The organism is Scytonema sp. UIC 10036 (assembly GCF_009725235.1).
In genome coordinates this window covers 20,807-38,032 of sequence record NZ_WJFC01000027.1, presented here as the reverse complement: position 1 = coordinate 38,032, position 17,226 = coordinate 20,807, and the positions used below count along the sequence as shown (strand labels likewise).

14 protein-coding genes and 3 pseudogenes are annotated in these 17,226 nt (G+C 40.4%); 11 read left to right on the top strand and 6 right to left on the bottom strand.

Going from position 1 to position 17,226, the window contains the following annotated elements; translation table 11 throughout:
- Positions 1-77: 77 nt before the first annotated feature.
- The 4 genes from F7734_RS15125 to F7734_RS15110 form a co-directional block, all read right to left on the bottom strand.
- Entirely contained in the window at positions 78-860 is a 783-nt protein-coding gene (locus tag F7734_RS15125; protein WP_155745489.1) for a peptidylprolyl isomerase, read from the bottom strand.
- A gap of 149 nt (positions 861-1,009) precedes the next feature.
- A complete protein-coding gene (locus F7734_RS15120; protein WP_155745488.1) occupies positions 1,010-1,216 on the bottom strand; it encodes a hypothetical protein in 207 nt (68 codons plus the stop codon).
- Between the two features lie 32 nt (positions 1,217-1,248).
- Positions 1,249-2,790, bottom strand: coding sequence for an HlyD family efflux transporter periplasmic adaptor subunit (locus F7734_RS15115; protein ID WP_155745487.1), 1,542 nt, complete (start codon positions 2,788-2,790; stop codon positions 1,249-1,251).
- Positions 2,791-2,809: 19 nt separating this feature from the next.
- Positions 2,810-5,887 (bottom strand): peptidase domain-containing ABC transporter, encoded by a 3,078-nt coding sequence (locus tag F7734_RS15110; protein WP_155745486.1) that lies wholly within the window; start codon positions 5,885-5,887, stop codon positions 2,810-2,812.
- Between the two features lie 134 nt (positions 5,888-6,021).
- Between F7734_RS15110 and F7734_RS63470 the strand changes: the two are divergent.
- Positions 6,022-6,291: pseudogene (locus F7734_RS63470) on the top strand (IS1 family transposase); the annotation flags it as partial.
- A 1,404-nt stretch (positions 6,292-7,695) separates the two neighbouring features.
- On the opposite strand, the gene F7734_RS15105 reads toward F7734_RS63470, so the two are convergent.
- Positions 7,696-9,267, bottom strand: a complete 1,572-nt coding sequence (locus F7734_RS15105; protein ID WP_155745485.1) for a B12-binding domain-containing radical SAM protein — start codon at positions 9,265-9,267, stop codon at positions 7,696-7,698.
- 182 nt (positions 9,268-9,449) lie between these two features.
- Here F7734_RS15105 and F7734_RS15100 point away from each other — a divergent pair, with 182 nt between their 5' ends.
- From F7734_RS15100 to F7734_RS63465, 6 genes and pseudogenes are all read left to right on the top strand, one after another.
- Complete coding sequence (locus tag F7734_RS15100; RefSeq protein WP_155745484.1) at positions 9,450-9,686, top strand: antitoxin family protein; 237 nt, start codon at positions 9,450-9,452, stop codon at positions 9,684-9,686.
- Between the two features lie 86 nt (positions 9,687-9,772).
- A complete protein-coding gene (locus F7734_RS15095) occupies positions 9,773-10,099 on the top strand; it encodes a PIN domain-containing protein (protein WP_207714107.1) in 327 nt (108 codons plus the stop codon).
- Between the two features lie 610 nt (positions 10,100-10,709).
- Positions 10,710-11,591, top strand: coding sequence for an EamA family transporter (locus F7734_RS15090; RefSeq protein ID WP_155745483.1), 882 nt, complete (start codon positions 10,710-10,712; stop codon positions 11,589-11,591).
- An 83-nt stretch (positions 11,592-11,674) separates the two neighbouring features.
- Positions 11,675-12,475, top strand: a complete 801-nt coding sequence (locus tag F7734_RS15085) for a hypothetical protein (protein ID WP_155745482.1) — start codon at positions 11,675-11,677, stop codon at positions 12,473-12,475.
- On the top strand, positions 12,472-13,479 hold the full coding sequence (locus F7734_RS15080; protein WP_155745481.1) for a histone deacetylase family protein: 1,008 nt from the start codon (positions 12,472-12,474) through the stop codon (positions 13,477-13,479). The genes F7734_RS15085 and F7734_RS15080 overlap by 4 nt, the downstream gene beginning before the upstream one ends.
- 241 nt (positions 13,480-13,720) lie before the next feature.
- Positions 13,721-13,882 (top strand): annotated as a pseudogene (locus tag F7734_RS63465) (IS4 family transposase); the annotation flags it as partial.
- Between the two features lie 268 nt (positions 13,883-14,150).
- Here F7734_RS63465 and F7734_RS63460 read toward each other — a convergent pair.
- Positions 14,151-14,378 (bottom strand): annotated as a pseudogene (locus F7734_RS63460) (glutathione S-transferase N-terminal domain-containing protein); the annotation flags it as partial.
- A 95-nt stretch (positions 14,379-14,473) separates the two neighbouring features.
- On the opposite strand from F7734_RS63460, the gene F7734_RS15070 reads away from it, so the two are divergent.
- The 4 genes from F7734_RS15070 to trpS all read left to right on the top strand — a co-directional run bounded on the left by F7734_RS15070 (position 14,474) and on the right by trpS (position 17,170).
- The gene (locus F7734_RS15070; protein ID WP_155745479.1) at positions 14,474-15,055 is read left to right on the top strand and encodes a TetR/AcrR family transcriptional regulator; all 582 of its coding nucleotides are present in this window, start codon (positions 14,474-14,476) and stop codon (positions 15,053-15,055) included.
- A 132-nt stretch (positions 15,056-15,187) separates the two neighbouring features.
- On the top strand, positions 15,188-15,496 hold the full coding sequence (locus F7734_RS15065; protein ID WP_155745478.1) for a type II toxin-antitoxin system HigB family toxin: 309 nt from the start codon (positions 15,188-15,190) through the stop codon (positions 15,494-15,496).
- Positions 15,471-15,881, top strand: coding sequence for a transcriptional regulator (locus F7734_RS15060; RefSeq protein WP_155745477.1), 411 nt, complete (start codon positions 15,471-15,473; stop codon positions 15,879-15,881). The genes F7734_RS15065 and F7734_RS15060 overlap by 26 nt, the downstream gene beginning before the upstream one ends.
- Before the next feature lie 275 nt (positions 15,882-16,156).
- A complete protein-coding gene (gene trpS / locus F7734_RS15055; protein WP_155745476.1) occupies positions 16,157-17,170 on the top strand; it encodes a tryptophan--tRNA ligase in 1,014 nt (337 codons plus the stop codon).
- Positions 17,171-17,226: the final 56 nt, after the last annotated feature.

The window sequence follows — 17,226 nt, the reverse complement described above, 5'->3', positions numbered from 1 at the left end:
TTAAGGTTGCTTTACTATACGTCTTTATGACACATATGAAATAATTAGAAACTATTAGGTTTCTATATGGATGAGGTTTAAGACTGTTGACACATTTGTTCTTCTGGTTGCAAATAAATATCTAAATCTAACTGTGTGACCATTGCCATTCCTTCTACTTGTTGCTTTAACCAATCAGCAAACATTTCCGAAATGATTTTGTCGTGTAACTTTTCATCTAATTTAGGTTGAATTATTTCTTCCACCCAAACTAAATACACACCTTTTGGTGTGGTTATTGGTTTGAGAATCCTAGGTGGAGAACTAGCAAATACAGCAGCTGCAATCTCTGGACGGAAATCCTTACGGTATCGAACTCCTTGATATCCATAAGCACGACGAAGCTCTAAGTCTTGGATATACAAACGAGCCATTTCTGGAAAGGTTATTTCCCCTTCTTCCAGCGCACAAAACAGTTCTAGAGCCAAGTCTCTATCCTCGAAAGTAACTTCGTAGGTGACCGCTGCTTCATAGTCTAGTTGGTGTTCATAAAAGAACTTTTTTACTTGCTCCGAAAAAAGGTAATTGGCTAACTTCTTAGAAATGAGGCTGTTATAGACTAATTCTTCAAAATCCCTTACAGATAAGTGGTGTTTGTGTAGCCAAGCCCAGGTGTCTTTAGCTGTAACAAGTTTTTTATCTAATCTGAGTTTGTCTCCTTCTGACTGTAATTCTGTTTCTGTCACCTCAATACCAGCTTCCCGAACTGCTTCAGTAATAATTTTTTGAGATGTGATAGTTTTTACAACCTCAGGAATTTGACAGGAAAGTTTGAGGCTGTGGATTATGTCTGAAATCGAGATAGTCAGATGCTCGGTCATAGTGGAACAAATCAATGACAGGGAATTATTTTTAACTCAATTACCTATTAAAACTGCATTTGGAAGCGGGGTCTAGGTCACTTTGGTGGTAACAATGGTTCTAAAAATGAAATCCCTCACTTCTTCAAAAAGTGAGGGATTTGAGCCTTTCAATAGTGCTGTGCAGTTGCTAATAAGGTTGATAATTCCTTATCAATTTTTTCTGCTAGTTTATAAGCCATTGATGGGGGATTTCGATAGTTGGTGGCAGTTCTTTTAAATCCCCATCGCCTTGCTTCTGCTTCTGAAACTCCAAACTCCGCAGCTAGTTTGTGGTAAGACCAGCCATATTTTCTCATTAGGTCAATTGGATGCATAATCTTATTCCTACGAATCAAGCACTCTACACTTATAAACTGCCTTTTTGCAGTTTCTTAAACGGATCTAAGACAAAATCAATCACCTGACGCTGACGAATAATGACTTCCGCGTTGGCTGTCTGACCGGCGGTCAGGGCAATACGTTTGTCGCCGTTTTGGATATACTGCTTCTCTAAACTGATTTCCAATTCATAAGTTTCAATGTTTCCTTGGGGTGTTTGCTGTACCTTTGAGTCAGGAGATACCCAACTCACTTTCCCTTGGACAATGCCGTACTCTTGGAACGGATAAGCATCAAATTTGATTTTGACTGGCATTCCTACCTTTAAAAAGCCGCTATCCTGACTGGGCATATTGGCTTTGAGGATAATACCAACATTTTGAGGCGCAATTTGGGCAATTCTTTGTCCGGGTTGTACTACTGCTCCCGGCTTGCTGATTGGAAACTCAAAAATTATCCCATTAACAGGCGATCGCACTATCCTCTGCTGTAACTGTATCTCTAAAGATGTGAGTTCGCTTTTAGTTTGGAGAATTTGGGATTTTAGCCCGGTGATTTGTGATTCCAAGTCTTTGAGTTGTTGCTGATTTTTCAGAATTGCCAATTTACCTGTTTGCAGTAAGCTGTGATAGCTATTTTGTTCTTCTTGCAGTTGCAGCTTTGCTTGCTCAATATTAGCCTGTAACTGACTCATTGTTGCCTGATAACGACTTTTTTCTTCATTTAAGCGCAATTTTGCTTGTTTAACGTCAGATTCCGCCTTTTTGTAAAGTCGATTGCTTTCTTGTTTTTCTTTAATCAGTTGGTCAATTTGGGTTGCAGAAACAGCACCATCCCTAAGGAGTTGACTAAAGCGCTGGACTTGTCTGGAATCTATCTTCAAACGACTTTCAGCCGACTGTCGATCGTTCTCAGAGGTGTTAATTTGTTGTTCGGCTTGATTGACTAATGCTTGTTTTTCAAGCCTCTGTAGGTTATAAATACTCTGTTTGGCATCCAGGTTTTGTTTCGCTTGGTTAACTTGGGAGAGTTTTTCCAAGGCTTGGGATTGGTTTTGTTGTTCCTGAGTGCTAAGGGTTAACTGTAGTTGGTTTTTGAGTACATATAACTGTACCCTTTGATTTAACAATCCCGAAAGTTTTGCCTCTGCTTGCTGAAGTTGTGTTCGCAACACATCAGACTCAAGTTCTAGTAAAACCTGTCCTGCTGTGACAATGTCACCTTCTTTCACCTTGACAGCCTTGACACTGCCACCAGCTTGAGAGTCTAATTTTTGGGTTGCGCCTTGGGGTTCTATCCGTCCTCTAGCGCTTCCTGTCTCGTCTACCTTTGAAAAGGTTGCCCAGGGTAAAGCGAGGACAACAAAGCCTATTAGTGTATAAAATACACCACGAGTCCAAACCCGAGGTAAGGCATCTAACAGTTCTTCCGTGCTGTAATGCAAATCATTGGTATTATCTGCGGTCGGTTCGGTGTTTTCAGTAAATTCGTCAGTATTGCTGTAGCTTATGAATTCATCTTCCTCCTCTCTTATCAAAGCAGAAGAGGAATTGGTAGATGCAGCTGGCATAGTTCTATTCTCCTGACTTTTAACTTACTTGAGCTAGTTGTTGTTGGTTCAGATAGTAGTAATGACCTTGTTTAGCGATTAATTCGTCGTGAGTACCGCTTTCCACCAAAATACCGCGATCTAAAACTAGAATTAAATCAGCATTGCGGACAGTGGAAAGACGATGGGCAATAATGATACTTGTGCGTCCTTTGAGAATAGTTTTCATGTTGTTCTGAATAATCCGTTCTGATTCTGTGTCTAGATGGCTGGTGGCTTCGTCAAACAGCAATAAACGGGGATTTCCTAACAAAGCACGAGCGATCGCCAAACGTTGGCGTTGTCCCCCAGAGAGCATTCCCCCACCTTCACCAATTTGGGTTTCGTAACCTAGGGGTAGTTGCTGGATAAATTCATCTGCTCCCGCTAATTTTGCTGCTTGAATAATTTCGTTGAGAGTTGCTTCTGGGTGTGCTATGGAAATGTTTTCTCGGATTGTACTACCAAACAAAAAGGTATCTTGATCGACAACACCGATTTGAGAACGGAGCGATCGCAAAGAAATTCCAGTCACGTCTTGATTGTCAATTAATACTTTGCCATCTGTCGGTGGATATAAACCCAAAATTAGTTTACTTAGGGTGGTTTTCCCAGAACCACTGCGTCCCACTAATGCCACCATTTGCTCTGGCTGGATTTCAAAATTGATATTTTCCAGGACGTTAGTCTTACTTTCTGGGTGATATCGGAAGGTGACACGCTCGAAGCGAATGTGACCGCGCAATCTACCCAAAGTCTTACGGGGTTTATTGTGTAAGTCTTCTTCTGGTTCGGCGTCTAGGACATCATTAATGCGTTCTGTGGAAATAAGAATTTCTTGGAATTGATTCCACAGCCCTGAAAACCTTTGGAAAGGACCCAAAACATTACCTACCAACATATTGAAAGCAATCAATTGACCAATAGTGAGTTCTCCTTGAATGACTTGCCATGCGCCAAACCACATTAATGCTGTACTGGTAAAGGTATTGATTGCACCACTGAGCATGGAGAGGCGAATCCCAATCACCTGAGCATTGAAGGCTTTTTTGACCAAATTATTTAATAGTTCTTCCCAATGCCAACGCACAGTTTGTTCAACAGCCAATGAGCGGACAGTGCGAATTCCTGTAAGAGATTCAATAATATAGCTGTTTTCTTTGGCTCCAGCATTAAAAATATCTCTGGAAATGCGTCGCAAAATCCCTGTGCTAGCCAACGCCAGAATGAAAAATGGTGGTATAGTAACTAGCACAAATAATGACATCTTCCAGCTATACCAAAACATCAGTGCTAGATAGATGACTAATGTCAGCATATCCAGCAGGATGGAGAGGGTTTGACCAGTCAAGAAGTTTTGAATTTTTTGGTTTTCCTGGATGCGGGAGATGATATCCCCAACATAACGGGATTCAAAATAGGAAAGGGGCAAGCGGAAGGTATGTTTGATAAAACCTACCAATAGGGAGATGCTGATACGGTTGGCAGTGTGGCTAAGCAAATATGTCCGCACTCCGTTCATGATAATGCTGAACAACCCAAAAACTATCATCCCCAAACCAACGGCGTTCAGGGTAGCAACGCTGCGTTGGACGAGTACTCGGTCGAGTAATAACTGGGTAAATACTGGGGTTACTAATCCAAATACCTGAATTAACACCGAAGCGATAAAGACTTCTATCAGGACTCGATAGTGAGGTTTGACTAACTCAAAAAACTTCCACAAGCCGACATCCTGATTCTGGGCTTCTTTAAGTAGGGATGTGGGTTGTAGAAGTAATGCATAGCCAGTCCAACCTGCTGTAAATTCCTTGCGGGTAAACTTACGTAGACCGAGGGCAGGATCGCCCACAATCACTTGCTTTTTGGTAATTTCATAGACGACGATAAAGTGATTCCCTTCCCAGTGAGCGATCGCAGGTAAAGATTGTTCGGCAAATTTATCCAGGGTGGCTTTCACCGGACGGGTGGCGAAACCCAAGCTTTCAGCAGCCGTGGCGATCGCTCCTAAAGATGCGCCACTACGACCAACGTTAGTCATATCCCGCAGACGATTGACACTAAAGTGCTTACCCCAATAGCGACCAATCATCACCAAACAAGCAGCACCGCAATCAGAGGCACTATGTTGAGCATAAAAGGGATATTGATGGGTAAAACGTCCCCACCAATGCCCTACTTGCACCTTTGGACTGGGAAAATAAGGAAGTGTTTTCTTTGATTTTGGTTGTGATGGTTGTTCTTGTCCTGGAAAGGGAATAATTTTTTGGGATGAGTCCAAACGTTCTATCCTGTTACGTTTGCGACGTAGTTTTGGCCCTGGGCTCGATACTAAACCCCGATCGACAGTGATAAACTCCGCTAATTCTGGGCAATATTGCAGTGCAGTTTGCCAATGGACATCTTGGAGTATATATACAGTTGTTGGTTGCTGTACTTGCAAGTTTTCCTGTTGAAACTTTGTATAGATTTTCCCCGGTGTCAAGGAACTACCATCAGATTGCAGCAATTTACCTCGGTACAATAGCCATAGCTTACAACCTTCCAGTACAGGTATTGCCTCTAAAGAGTTGAAATTATGCCGCTCAAATAGGGATAAAGCTTTGAGGAACCCTTGTACTTGTGATGTGTGCTGCGGAAATTGAGAATTTTGACAACACAACAAAAGTAGATCCCAGAGTTCTGCCTTATGGTAGAGGCGATCGCGGACACTGGGATATTTGCCTATTAAAGGTTGTAATGTCTCTTGTTTGAGATAGCTAAGCTTTAAGTTCACAGAAGATCTGGCACAGTAAGCTTGCAAACCTGCTTCGGGAAACAAAGTTAATTCTCCAAATGATTCTCCAGGGGAGAGGGTAGTAATTAAGTTCTCCCCAATATCCAGCAATCTAACTTGACCTGCTAAGATTAAGTAAATTCCCGCCTTTGCTGCTGTTGCTTGCCAGAAAGGTTTTGCTATCGGCGGTTCCACAATTTCCATCGCTGCCAAGCAGCTTTGCACTTCTCTATCTTCTAACTCCTCACCCAAAACAAGAGTTAGCTGTTTACCAAGCTGCGCTTGTGAAAATCTTAATGGCATTTCCTCATCTCCAAGACTGAATGAGCGATTGGTTTATTTCAAATTGGGCGTTGTGTGCGGAAAGGGATGAATTGAGGTGTTCTACCATGCAATGTCATACTGCGAGTCTACTGAGATAAAAAAATGGTAAATGAATAGGTAAACAGAATTACATGTATGTCAATTGCGAGCGTCGATTTATGGATGTTTACAGTCCACCAAGAAGGGACTCAGATGAAATCAAGCAACAATGTTTAGGTCATACGTTAATGGCGTAGGATTTCGTCGAGCAATTGAGCGCGATAAAAGAGTTCAGCATACAACCATAATTTATTGATTAAAACAAATTGCTGAAAAACTTCCCTATGCACCGCAAGCGCAACGATATACCAAAATTTGGAGAATTAGATGACCTAGAGACCTTCTTTGTGCGATCGCAATGTGAAACCAACGCAAACGCGATTGTCACAGATGCTTAGTTAGATGCCTATGCGATTTCTCAGCGTTCGTAGCTGTGTAATTGAGTTAGCCCCAGCAGGCTAATTGATTAATGTTCTGGATATACGAACTAACTCATAAGCCTTGTTAGGTTGGCAACCGAGGGTGAATATACCTGATTTGTCTAAAATTTCGCTGGCTAAACCTTAAACTTAAATCAGCTTCTGTGCTTGTTTCTTCTGTACACGGGAAAAAAGAGAGGTTAAACGCGCCTAAACTTGCCTTAAAAAGAATTGTTATTAATTGGTCAAGGCAAGAATCTAATTTACTGTCTGATTTATTTTTTTCCAGCTAAACGACAGCCTAAACTTTTGTTAATCAACATTCGCGTTAACTGCAAGCCTTTTAGAGTTTATTCAGAGCTAAGATATTTTGATTGACAATATATGATGGTCTTGAGATTTTAGAGGGAGGTTTTAATGGTGTTTTAGCCAATAAACCTAACTCATGACCATTTACTAAATAGCGGGAATCTGAAAACCTAAATGAGACAAGTGGATAGATAAAGTACGCCAACGCTATTTTTGCGATAGTGCATACAATCATCATTTTTTAATTTTTATACGTACAAGATTTTTTGTCAAGATGTCTTCACAAAAACTTTAATCTTTAATTTTTTACGAAAGTTCATGGAATAGAGCTTTGAGGATAAAATCACGAGCACCTGTGAAAAATTCAGGCAATTACAAATTGTAGGACTCGCACTTGACACGCTCTGAGCATTCTTTACTAAAACTTAACAAAAATCTCACAAATTCCTCAAATTCTTTATCTACTATTTTCTAGGAAGTGTATGTGTAGAACTAAAGACTCACAAGCACTGCAACCTGACAGTCTTATATTTTAGTAATCTGACTCAGATTGCAGTAGCTCAAAATGTAAAAATCGTGTAGCAGGTGGTGTTATGAAAGCAAGCTAAGGCATAGTAAGTGGGTAGGTATTACAAGGAGCAGTACACATTTTTGTATGGCTAACTCCCAAGTTCCATCTATTATAAGAAGATGTGCAAAAATCATTGCCAAAATGTGAGGATTTGGAAAAAATCTATGTTAACGTCGAGTACTATATCTCCCAATACTGCTCGCATAAAAATTTCTGTAGGTTGGGTTTCGTTCCTCAACCCAACCTACGTGTTTTCGCATTTTTAGCTAGTAATAAAGGAGTATAGATTCCCGTTTCTCAATGGCTATACAAACAACGTCTCTCCAGGTTCACTAAGTCCCTGGGCACGGGAAACCCTTCCAGGGATCTCTTATCGGCAACGCGTAGCGTATCCGTAAGGACATACCTGGAGGGGCAGTGCTCAATACCCTGCACCAGTTCTGATGCAACTAAACAGTTTCTAGCTGATAACTTTTTTCCTCCTGCTGTGTTTCCTTTGCACGATGTAATGCAGCTAACTGCGCCTGTAACTGTGCTTTAACTTCATGTCTGTAGGTGAAAAAGTGCTCGCCAATACCCAAGGCTGTCAAATAATCATAGACAAGACGGGGTTTGACAAGAGCGATCGCTATCAATTGCCACCAATACCTCAATCTTGTAGAACGCACTATACCCTGACGCCAGCATAATGCCGCAAATAAGCGAATTTCATGCCAAGTTATGGGGCGCTTGGTTTTTCCACGCCATCCCTTCATCATCATCATGTGACGGAAAGTGCGTTTGAGATAAGGCATTGGTTCGTAAATATGCCAAAATGCGTCAATGTATTCCTCAGTAATTTCTTCCACTGGACGCGTTGGTATAAAGTTCATAATCGTGCCTTGGTGAACCGTCCCAAAGCCATCAAGCAATCTTCCTTCTTGCTGCAAGCGGTTCCACATAGCAGTGTTTTGCAATGCCTGTAACAAGCTAAAATGTCCTTGAGGAATTCCTGTCTCTTCCATAAATTCCCGAATCCTTTTACCTGCACCAGGGCGTTCGTTATCAAAGCCCATGATGAAGCCGGACATAATCTGCAATCCCGCTCGCGTGATTTTATGACAAGACTCTATTAAATCTTGGCGCGTGTTCTGAACTTTGTGAATGCCCAATAGGCTATCTGTATCTGGTGTTTCAATACCCATGAACACCATGGTGAAACCAGCTTTCACCATTAACTCAATGAGTTCGTCATCTTCTGCCAAGTTCAGAGAAGCTTCTGTTATGAGGATAAAAGGATAATTGTGTTCTTCCATCCAAGGGATGAGCGATCGCAAAAATACCTTAGCGTTGCGTTTGTTCCCAATAAAATTGTCATCCACAACAAACACATACCGCCGCCAGCCCAAATCATAGAGGACTTGAAACTCCTTAAGCATTTGTTCTGGTATTTTTGTACGAGGTTTGCGCCCATACAAGTTGATAATGTCGCAAAACTCGCACTGAAAAGGGCAACCACGTGAAAACTGTATGGTAATCGCTAGGTATGTATCTAAATTCAGTAAGTCAAAGCGGGCTATAGGAGTCTGAGTCACATCCGGTTTTTCTGTAGCGCGGAAAATTCCCCGTTCGTCTCCCCGTGCTAAAGCTTCTAAAAACAGAGGAACAGTGCATTCTCCTTCATCCAAAATCAGATAATTAGCTCCTGCTTCCAGCGCAAATTCCGGTACTGATGTGGGAAATGGTCCTCCCACAGCCACTTTTTTGCCTAACGCAATTCCTTTTTGAATCAATTCCCGAAAATCCTGTTTCTGGATTATCATTGCAGAGACAATCACTAAATCGCACCATGCCCAATCGTCATCTGTCTCCTGACAGATATTACGGTCAACCAATCGGATTTCCCAATGAGCAGGCAACAATGCAGCTACTGTAATTAATCCTAAAGGAGGATTTGTACTGCGTAAACCTGATAAATCAAGTGTTTCCTGGTAAGACCAGAAAGAATTGGGCATTATAGGCCAGAGGAGTAAAGCTTTCATGGAGCACACACCTCGGAGTGTTTAAAATACTTAAACTTTAGGTTACTGTGACTTTGCTTCAAAAGAGCTTACGTTTTATTTATTTTTGTAAACTAAGCGTGAATGGCTAACGACTAAAACAATTAAGACTGTAGTTGGATGTATGATGGCGTTTAAGTAACTATTGAGGAGGTTATCGTTAAATGCAAACCTTGAAAGCTATTTATGAAAATGAGGTATTTCGCCCCTTAGAAGAACCTGAATTGACTGAAGGGCAATTTGTCCAATTGATAGTTGAACCTACTACTCCTCTTAGTCCTCAAGATATGCTACAACTTGCTGCTCAAGTTTATGAAGGATTGTCAGCAACGGATATTGACGAAATTGAAGACATCGTCTTCAATCAAGACAATTTTTTCTCTGATAGAACTGAAATATGAGCCAAGAACCAGTGCTTTTAGATACCGATACGCTGTCAGTCATTCTGCACCAAAATTCTCTTGTCCTTGCTTAAACTCAAGCATATTTGGAGCAACATAGCAGGTTTACTTTCTCGATTATTACTCGCTATGAAATTCTGCGAGGACTGAAAGCTAAAGCGGCTAATAAACAACTCAAAGCATTTGAACAATTTTGTCCCAACAATATTATTCTCCCTTTAACTTATGAGATCGTTGTTCAAGCCGTTGATATCTATGCAGAACTAAGGAAAAAAGGAACTCCTATCGGAGAGGCGGATATTTTGATTGCTGCTTCAGCAATGGTCAATAGCATGGCGATCGCACCTGCCCAAGCTTTCTTTGTTGACTTTTCACTGATTGTATGGGTATTAAATTTAGCGATAATAAAATAGGCGTATTATAAGGAATGTATAACACTACACTTCACCCTAAATCTCACACTGTTAAATTAAAAATGCAAGGACAGTTAGGACAGTTAAAACAGTTAAGTAAAAATTTAATATCGCTATTGCTGCCATCTTGTCGTTGCTACCAAAGCGCTTTTTGTGGTGGCTTTACAAAAATTTATAACTAATTCTTAACTGTCTAGTTTATCTGTCTTATCTGTCTTATCTGCTATTGCAATTCACGCTCAAATATATGACACTGATTTATCAGATACATCGGGTACCAACTATAAAACAATGACTAATCCTGATCTGACAAGCCTGACTAATATTTCCCATACCGATGAAAAATTATCTAAATCATCAAAAGCAAATATGCTGTTGACCTTTTGGTTGCATTGTTCACTTGCTCTCCGTAGCGCTTCCAAATCGGACTAGGTCTGTGTGAAAACTGAAAACATGGTGCATAAAAATCTTTCTCAATCAATTCATAACGTCTTATACCGTTTCCATATGAAGATCCACAGAAAGAACCCCATGGCAAAAAGGCATCACCCCAAAGTTCGGCTATCGTTTACAGTGCAGCTTCATATTAAATTGGTATTACTTGCTATTTATGCAAACTGAAAACTTTTTGCGTCTTAAAGGAATAATATCGCTGATTTTTATTAATCTAATTGGGGCTACGACTTTCCCTTTGACTAAAGACATAGTTAGTAGTATGAATCCGAATGCATTGATCGCCACACGCTTTTTGTTAGCGGCAGGAGTTTTCATTATACACTTACGCAGTCTAAATGCACTTTTGCTTCGTGATGGTATGGTCTTAGGGCTTTTGTTCTTCTTCTACTTAACTACCGAAACGATTGCACTCAAGACTATACCAGCAAACCGAGCAGTATTCATTGTCAGTCTAAGCGCACTCATCGTACCTCTACTGGGATGGTTGAGCGGTCAGCGCGTACTGTGGAAAACTTTCTTAGCCGCAGGAGTCGCTGCTCTTGGGATTGGTATCATGTTTTGGGAAGGGGGAGAGCTAGGAATTGGTGATCTGTTGATGTTTGGTGGTGCTGTTCTTTATGCACTCTATACGCTGTTCCTAGAGAAAGTCACGTTACGCCACCCGACTTTATCATTAACCAGCATCCAACTACTGTTTATTGGGGGGCTAGGCGCACTCTGGAGTAACTCACAAATCCTCACGCAGTTTGAGGCAATAAGCCAGCACTGGAAACCGATTCTTTACCTAGCGCTCTTTGCGACTGCTGCTGTAATCTGGCTTCAAACCTTGGCACAGCGCTGGGTTTCGGCATCCGAAGCTGCTTTAATCTACACAATAGAGCCAGTCTTCTCGGCAATTTTCTCATTTTGGCTACTTGGCGAGCATCTTGGAATACGCGGTCTAATTGGCGGGTTTCTTGTCTTAGCCGCACTGTTTCTAAGTCAAAGTCAAAACAAGGATGAGTCGGATACCGAGGTTAAGGTACAGAGCAACTAACCGATTATTACCTTGTTAATTATCTGAAATGCCCGATAAGCTGATGCCAAAGAACCTTATTACTAAATTTGTGCTTTAAAACGATGAATAAACTAGTCGCGAAACAAGCTCTTAAACAACCAGACGCTCAACCTTGTCTTTGGGCAAATCTTCTCTCTAAAAAATACACAGATTATGATGTTTTGACACAACTTAGACATGAATTTATCACTGACAATTATGTTAAGCTTCCAGGTTTATTTTCTTTGGAGGCGTTTACTGACCTTAAAGCAGAACTTAAGCGCATCGAACCATTCGCCATAAAAAAGAACTTCGTGATGGAAGGCTATGAAACCCCGCGCGTACTCAGTGTTCTTGGGGGACAAAAAATCTTAAAGCTATCTCCGATGCTAAAAAGTCTTTACTCAGATGAAAATCTGAGTCATTTCCTTCAAATGATTGTGGGTACTGAAATTTATCCTTGTCTTCACCCAGAAGAATTTATGGTAGCTAACTTTTTGCTTTGCGCTGGAGCCACTCACGGTTGGCATTTAGACGATCCAAGCTATGCTCTAGTAATTATTTTTGAGGCTCCTTGTGAGCTTGAGGGAGGCTTGCTTGAGCTTATTCCTAATTGGAATAACTTTTTAGATAGTCTTGGTGCTGACCCAAAACTCAATGTTGACCCTTTAGTTGAGCTTGCTCGTTGTTCTAATCTTGTTCAAACCAAACATCATGCTTCAGGAGATGCATATTTGCTTCGTGCCGATCGATGTCTTCACCAAGTAACAGAGCTTCTTAACGATAATATTTCTCGTATTGTGCTTAACTTAGCTTATGAGTCTACTCCCAATCCCAGCTACAGCTACACGGCTACTAGACTTTACGGAGACCAAAACTCATGAAAATATTTATAAATGAAATTCATAGGAAACATGAAATAAATTTTGAACTTTTTAATGGGCAAAAACTAGAATGCCCAGAGGTTTCTGAAAGAGTTGAAGTAATTTTAGAAGATTTGGGCAAAATTCATAAAATTGAATTTTCTTTAATCACAACAGTTCCAGAAGACTTGATACTTGAAATTCATAAACAAGATTATGTACAGTTTCTCAAGAATTTAGAGGTGTGTGAGACTCCAATTATTTACCCTTCGGTTTTTAAATTTTCAAAGTGGTTAAAGCAGGAACATTCAAAACCAATTATATTAGCAAGTAAGTATTGTTTTGACCTTTTTACTCCATTCACGCCAAATATTTGGGAAGTAGCTAAAAATTCTGTTTCTCTAGCATATTCGGCAGCGAAACATACAATTCAAACTGGAGAATATAGTTATTCAATTTGTCGTCCACCAGGACATCATGCAACTGAAAGTATGGCAGGCGGATACTGTTATCTTGCAAACGCATCTATAGCAGCTAAATATGCTTTGAACTGTGGATTTTTTCCTGCGATACTAGACATAGATTTTCATCATGGCAATGGAACTCAAGAAATTTTTTATGATTCTTCAGATGTGTTGACTATTTCTATACATGCTCATCCTAATAATAAATATCCTTATTTTTCAGGGTTTGAGTATGAAGTTGGTGCTGATAGGGGGGTAGGGTTTAATCGGAACTTTTGCTTACCTTCTGGTTCTGTTGAGGGAGTTTACCTAGAAGTTTTAGAACAAGCTTTAACTGAAATTAGGAGTAAAAAAATTGATATTCTATTTGTAACTGTAGGATTTGATACTTATAAACTAGATCCAATTGGGGGCTTTTTACTGGATATAGAAAGTTATTCTAAAATTGCTCGAAAAATAAGAGAATTAAATATCAGAACTGTTTTAATTCAAGAAGGAGGATATAATCTTCAATATCTTGGGAAATGTGTTAGTAGTTTTCTAGAACCCTTTCTATATTAAATTTTTGAGCATTCTCATGCTAACTTGAAAAGCAAAGATTTACAACTTTCATCAGATATTAGCAGGTCTTACGCAACTGGCGTAAAGTGGGAGCAAGCAGGCAGAGCAAATACCTCTGAACATGACTTACAAGGAGGTAGTATGGGGGAGTTGGGCTTCAAGGTCTGCTGACAAATAAGGGTCGCCATACGGCAATTTGATTAGACCAAACACAGACCTACATCGTACCCAGGCTTCAGCACCCGCCATTGAAATTCTTAATCCCCTTGAGCTTAAAGTTTTGAAAGCTAAATCGCCCAAACTACCCAAGATATTAACAGTTAGTTGGGCTGTTGAAGCGATCGCTTGTTTAGGCGGTTACTTGGAACACCGACGTAATACTCCAATTGGCATTCAGGTGCTAGAGCAACGTAAGGAAAAACTGCTATATCTGCAATAGTCGGGCGATCGCATTCCAACCATTGGCGATCGCTCAAATGTTGGTTAAGCTGTGTCAGAATAAATTCTGCTTTTTGGTTTACCCAATCGATATTGACATAATTGGCATTGAACAGGTGGTAGCGACGAGCAAATTCCGGTCCCTGACGAATTTCACCTGCTGTAGTAGACAGCCAACGCACAACTCGGCTCAGTGCTACCGCATCCAGTGGTAACCATTGTTCGCCACCATACTGACGAGCTAAATAGACGAGTATTGCTTGAGCATCTGCAAGCACAGTCTCACCATCTACAAGAACGGGAACTTGACCGAAGGGATTGATGGCAAGAAATTCAGGAGACTTATGTTCGCCTTTCATCAAATCAACTTTTATCCATTCATGCTCAATATTTAAAAGCGATAGCAAAAGCCTTGGTTTGTAGCTGTTACCAGATAATTCGTGACCGTAAAGTTTAATCATGGATTTATCCTCTAAAATTGTACTAATCGTTCGGTATAAAAACTGTACCAATCGTTTGGTATAATGTCAAGAGGTCAAATTTAATTTCCAGACAAATGGCAAAAGACACTTATATCCCCTGTTTGCTGCAATTATTCCGACAATATGGCTACGATGGCGCAACCCTATCCAAAATTTCTCAAGCAACAGGGCTGGGGAAAGCAAGCCTCTATCACCACTTCCCTGGTGGCAAAGATGAAATGATGACGGCTGTGTTGGATTTTATCAATAGCTGGTTTGAGCAACACATTTTAAAAGCACTGCGTTCAGAAGGAGATGCGCTCACTCGATTGTCTAGAATGTGCGATCGCGTTCTGGAGTTATACGAGGGTGGGCAACAACCCTGCTTGACAGCCATAATATTGATGGGGTCAGCACGAGATGTTTTTCATGCCAAGGTGCAAGCAGTCTTGCGTGCGTGGATTGATGCGATCGCAAATGTTTTAATAGAAGCAGGATTAAAAGAATCTTTAGCAAGAGAACGAGCAGAAAATGCCCTCATAGCGATTCAAGGGGCTTTAATAGTGTCGCATGGGTTAAACGAGCTAACTCCCTTTGAGCGTGTTGTAAAACAATTACCGCAAGAACTTTGCTCTTCACTTCTAGGAAGCCTTAATAAGCCTGTTGGGTCATCATAGTGCCATAATTAAGAATGAGCCAGCACAAGGTATTTGCCATAACAAACCTATGGTAGTTATAGAAGCTAAAATCTATGTAGAATACTGTAACAGTGCTTACTGGATTATATCCAAAAGGATTGCCAAAATTTCATGCGTGTTATTAGCAAAAGAACTCTAAGAGAATTTTGGGAGAAACACTCTAATGCTAAATCTGGGCTGTTGTTATGGTATCAACGCATATCTGATTCTCAATTTCAAGACTTGACTAGTTTACACCAAGTTTTTCCTTCTGCGGATATAGTTAGTAATTTTACAGTTTTCAATATTAGCGGTAATCACTACCGACTCATTACTTACATAGATTATAGCTCTCAAATAATCTTTGTTCGTGCTGTGCTTACCCATGCTGAATACGATAAGGAGAATTGGAAAAATGACGAGTGGTTTAAAAATTCCTAGCAACTACTATATGGAGCTAATTAATAGATTTCCTCCCCGTCCAATTACCAATGACATAGAGTTAATTGCTACTCAAAATCACATAAACTCTATCTTGGATAAAGGAAATCTCATCCAAGATGATAAAGATTATTTGAAAGTGCTTGGAACTCTAGTCTACGACTATGAACAAAAATATGAGCAGATGCCAATTCTTAAAGGAGTTGACCTTTTCAAAGCCTTATTAGAGGAATCTAATCTTAGCCCAAAAGATGTGGCTCACATTTGTGGAAGTGAGTCTACTGTTTTAGATATTTTAGATGGTAAACAGCAACTTACAGAGGCTCAAATTAAAGAATTGGCTACTTTTTTCCATATTTCCCCTAGTTATTTTGCCAAGGAATGAGATTCATTTTAAAATTAGGGGCGATCGGCGTCTTTTAGCATCTTTTCGTAAAAAACCCTCATAAGTTCTGATATTGCTTGGTCATCTGGGCTTCAAAGGCTCACCACAACTCGCGGACTACCTGCATAAATCAGCGTTCGAAGCTCGCTTACGTTTTGTCTATTTTTGTAAACTAATTGTTAGTGGCTAATGGCTAATGGCTGATGGCTAATAGTTTTTGAACAATTAGCAATTAGCAATTAGCAATTAGCAATTAACAACTCACAGTAAAATTCATGAGCAACAAGCAACGAGTCTTTTCTGGCGTTCAACCTACGGGCAATCTACATTTAGGTAACTACTTAGGTGCTATTAGTAACTGGGTGGAAATCCAAAACCAGTACGATAATTTCTTTTGTGTGGTGGATTTACACGCCATCACAGCACCGCACAATCCAGCAACCCTTGCATCAGATAGCTACACGATCGCAGCTCTTTACCTTGCGTGTGGTATCGATTTAAACTACTCCACTATCTTTATACAATCTCACGTATCTGCCCATAGCGAACTGACTTGGTTGCTTAACTGTATCACTCCCCTAAATTGGCTGGAAGATATGATTCAGTTTAAAGAAAAGGCAGTGAAGCAGGGAGAAAACGTTAACACGGGTTTGTTAGACTACCCGGTGTTAATGGCTTCTGATATTTTACTCTATCAAACAGATAAAGTCCCAGTGGGTGAAGACCAAAAGCAACATTTGGAATTAACACGGGATATTGTCAACAGGTTTAACCACTTGTTTGCCAAACCGGATCGTCCAGTGCTGAAGTTACCAGAACCCTTAATTCGTAAGGAAGGTGCTAGGGTAATGAGTTTAACAGATGGTACTAAGAAAATGTCAAAGTCCGATCCGTCGGAATTGAGCCGGATTAATCTGTTAGATTCTCCTGATGAGATTGCCAAGAAAATTAAGCGGTGTAAAACCGATCCAGTTCGAGGTTTGGAGTTTGACAATCCGGAACGTCCTGAAAGTAACAATTTATTAACGCTGTATATGCTGCTTTCAGGCAAGACCAAAGAAGAAGTTGCGTCTGAATGTCAGGATATGGGCTGGGGGCAATTTAAGCCTTTGTTGACAGATGTGGTGAATGCCGCGTTGAAACCCATTCAGGAAAAGTACCAGGCAATATTGAACGATAAAGGTTACCTTGAGTCTGTGTTGCGCGAAGGAAAGCAAAAAGCCGAGGCTGCTGCCAACGAAACAGTTACACAGGTTAAAAAGGCAATGGGTTACTCTTTACCACTGTAGCATTTTTACACATTTAATTTTAGATTTTAGATTGACCATACATCTAAGGTCTAGAA

Excerpts from the sequence above, each read along its gene's own strand:
- F7734_RS15125 (WP_155745489.1), bottom strand. The coding sequence starts at position 860 with ATGACCGAGCATCTGACTATCTCGATTTCAGACATAATCCACAGCCTC.
- F7734_RS15120 (WP_155745488.1), bottom strand. The coding sequence starts at position 1,216 with ATGCATCCAATTGACCTAATGAGAAAATATGGCTGGTCTTACCACAAA.
- F7734_RS15115 (WP_155745487.1), bottom strand. The coding sequence starts at position 2,790 with ATGCCAGCTGCATCTACCAATTCCTCTTCTGCTTTGATAAGAGAGGAG.
- F7734_RS15110 (WP_155745486.1), bottom strand. The coding sequence starts at position 5,887 with ATGCCATTAAGATTTTCACAAGCGCAGCTTGGTAAACAGCTAACTCTT.
- F7734_RS15105 (WP_155745485.1), bottom strand. The coding sequence starts at position 9,267 with ATGAAAGCTTTACTCCTCTGGCCTATAATGCCCAATTCTTTCTGGTCT.
- F7734_RS15100 (WP_155745484.1), top strand. The coding sequence starts at position 9,450 with ATGCAAACCTTGAAAGCTATTTATGAAAATGAGGTATTTCGCCCCTTA.
- F7734_RS15090 (WP_155745483.1), top strand. The coding sequence starts at position 10,710 with ATGCAAACTGAAAACTTTTTGCGTCTTAAAGGAATAATATCGCTGATT.
- F7734_RS15085 (WP_155745482.1), top strand. The coding sequence starts at position 11,675 with ATGAATAAACTAGTCGCGAAACAAGCTCTTAAACAACCAGACGCTCAA.
- F7734_RS15080 (WP_155745481.1), top strand. The coding sequence starts at position 12,472 with ATGAAAATATTTATAAATGAAATTCATAGGAAACATGAAATAAATTTT.
- F7734_RS15070 (WP_155745479.1), top strand. The coding sequence starts at position 14,474 with ATGGCAAAAGACACTTATATCCCCTGTTTGCTGCAATTATTCCGACAA.
- F7734_RS15065 (WP_155745478.1), top strand. The coding sequence starts at position 15,188 with ATGCGTGTTATTAGCAAAAGAACTCTAAGAGAATTTTGGGAGAAACAC.
- F7734_RS15060 (WP_155745477.1), top strand. The coding sequence starts at position 15,471 with ATGACGAGTGGTTTAAAAATTCCTAGCAACTACTATATGGAGCTAATT.
- trpS (WP_155745476.1), top strand. The coding sequence starts at position 16,157 with ATGAGCAACAAGCAACGAGTCTTTTCTGGCGTTCAACCTACGGGCAAT.